We start from the raw sequence: 2313 nt of genomic DNA on the forward strand, positions 1-2313 counted from the left end.
GCCGGCGGCGGCCCGGCGCAGCGCGGTACGGACGCCCGGGGCGAGCGGCGCGGCGGGGTCGGCGGTCCCGGGTACGACGACGGTGTCCGCGCCGCACAGCCCGTCCAGCCCCCAGGGCGCCCGCAGGGTGAACACCCCGGCGTCGACGTCGGTTCCCGGCCGCTCGGCGCACACGCGCACCGCGTAACCGGGGCTCCCGTCGGACAGTCGGACGCGACCGAAGGTCTCGACGGCGGTGGAGAGGTCGAACGGGATCACGCGCGGGAGGACGAGGACGGCGACGGTGTGCATGCGGGGACGGTACCGGGGGCCGGGCCAGGGCCATCGGACAGCCGGCAACCGACAACCACCAACCAAGCGGCGGTAATCCGTCGGAACGTGTCGGCAATGCCCCTGTGACCCACCGGCCGCCCTTCCTACCGTGTGATCCGTACGACGCGCCGGCGCCGGCCTCTCCCCTCCCCCACTCCGCTGCGCACGACCACCACGGAAGGCACCCCGCCCATGCACTACTTGCCCTACATCGCCCCCGTCGGCATCGGCCTCCTCTATGCGCTGGTGATGTCCCTCGTCGCCGAGGCCCACCGGCTGCGCCTCAACGCCGTGATGGTCGCCGGGGCGGGTGCCGCCTACCTCGGCGGCGGCGGGATGGGCGGCTGGGAGTTCGCGTTCACCGCGCTGGCCACGTACGTCGCGTACCGCGCCCTGGATTCCTGGACGTTCGTCGGCGTCGGCTGGCTGCTGCACACCGCGTGGGACGTCGTGCACCACCTCAAGGGGAGCCCCCTCCTGCCGTTCGCGCACGGCTCGTCGCTGGGGTGCGCGATCTGCGACCCGGTCATCGCCCTGTGGTGCCTGCGCGGCGGTCCGTCCCCGCGCGAACTCCTGCGCGGCGGCGGGCGGCGCGGGCCGCTCGGCGAACGGGCCGCCTGACGCCACCGCCCGCGCGCTCCGGGCGACGTCAGAACAGCCCCTCCGGCCCGTCCCCCTCCGGTTCCGGCACCCGGACCGCCGCCGTGGTCCGCGCACCGTCCGGCGCCGCCGCGAGCTCCCAGCCCGCCAGCCGCCGCGCGTCGACGAGCACCGGCCGGCCGTCCGTCGTCTCCAGGTAGACGTCGGGACCCGCCGCGGCGACCACGCGACCGACGACGGCGCACCCGGGCACGAGGTCGACGACGCCGTAGCGGGGGCCGACGCGGTCCAGGTGGAAGACCTCGTCGTGGTGGACGGGCGCGCAGGGCAGCACGTCCAGCGACTCCGGCAGCCCGGGGAGGGCGCGGGCGCGCTCGTGGAGCGCGGCGAGCTCGGCGGCCCGCTCGCCCGCCGGCGGCAGGGGGTGGCGGGCGGCGCGCTTGGCGGCGTACGGGAAGCGGTCCGGAACGCCCAGCGCGGCGCCGAGGACGGCCTCCGTCCGCCGGGCGGCCATCAGCGGGCCGCGGCCGAGCAGCGTGTGGGAGAGGGCGGCCTGTTCGAGGAGCCGGACGCCCTGGCGTTCGGTGGCCGTGATGCCGGCCTTGACCAGGCCGGGCGCGAACCACGCCAGGTAGACGTCGTACGGCCGCGGGTCGTCGGCGATCGTGTCGGCCGCGACGGAGTGGGAGCGGTCCAGCCGGGCGCACTCCGGGCACTGGGCGGAGACCGCGCCGGCGGGCACCTCGGCACCGGCGGGGCAGGGCGTGTAGCGGCCGGCGCGGCGGACGCCGACGCAGTGCCTCCGACCGCCGGTGACGAAGCCGAGCGCCCGCCCGGCGGGCAGCGGGGAACGGCGTTCGCCGTGCTCGGGGTGGAGCCACAGCAGGGCCGGGCCGTCCGCGCTCCAGCGCGGCCCGGCACAGAGCCAGCCGGGAGGTGTCATCGTGGTCGTCGTCCTTCGGTCGGTCATCCCCTGCCCCGCCCCTTCCCGTTTCTTGCGGGGGCAAGCCGTTCAGCCCGTCCGGCGTTTGAGGACAACCGCGCGGAGCGCGGTTTCGGGGGTCTGGGGGGCTTGCCCCCAGGAATCGGCGAAGTGGGGGTCCCCCCTCTGGGGGAGGGACCGGGGCACAGCCCCCCGCAGGGGCCTACCCCCGCGTCCACCGCCGCGTGGCCCCACTGACCACCGCCGCCATGGCGGCCAGACCGGCCACCGTCGTCAAAGCCCCGGACAGCGAGAACCGATCCGCGAGCAACCCGATCGCAGGCGGGCCGAGCAACATCCCGCCGTACCCGAACGTCGACGCCGCGGCGACACCCCCGGGCCCGGTCAGCTCCCCGGCCCGCCCGATGGCGACGGGAAAGATGTTGGCGAGGCCGAGCCCGGTCAGGGCGAAACCGAGG

At 76.5% G+C, this 2313-nt stretch carries 2 protein-coding genes and 2 pseudogenes; 1 reads left to right on the forward strand and 3 read right to left on the reverse strand.

The window, feature by feature from the left end; translation table 11 throughout:
- Positions 1–291 (reverse strand): annotated as a pseudogene (locus tag JNW98_RS34540) (AraC family transcriptional regulator); the annotation flags it as partial.
- A 213-nt stretch (positions 292–504) separates the two neighbouring features.
- On the opposite strand from JNW98_RS34540, the gene JNW98_RS34545 reads away from it, so the two are divergent.
- A complete protein-coding gene (locus JNW98_RS34545; RefSeq protein WP_223772236.1) occupies positions 505–933 on the forward strand; it encodes a DUF6010 family protein in 429 nt (142 codons plus the stop codon).
- A 28-nt stretch (positions 934–961) separates the two neighbouring features.
- Here JNW98_RS34545 and JNW98_RS34550 read toward each other — a convergent pair whose 3' ends face one another.
- Both JNW98_RS34550 and JNW98_RS34555 read right to left on the reverse strand, forming a co-directional pair.
- Positions 962–1882, reverse strand: coding sequence for a DUF2797 domain-containing protein (locus JNW98_RS34550; RefSeq protein WP_372459400.1), 921 nt, complete (start codon positions 1880–1882; stop codon positions 962–964).
- A gap of 175 nt (positions 1883–2057) precedes the next feature.
- Positions 2058–2313: pseudogene (locus tag JNW98_RS34555) on the reverse strand (MFS transporter); the annotation flags it as partial.

The organism is Streptomyces huiliensis, from assembly GCF_020037025.1.
GTDB classification, from domain to species: domain Bacteria; phylum Actinomycetota; class Actinomycetes; order Streptomycetales; family Streptomycetaceae; genus Streptomyces; species Streptomyces huiliensis.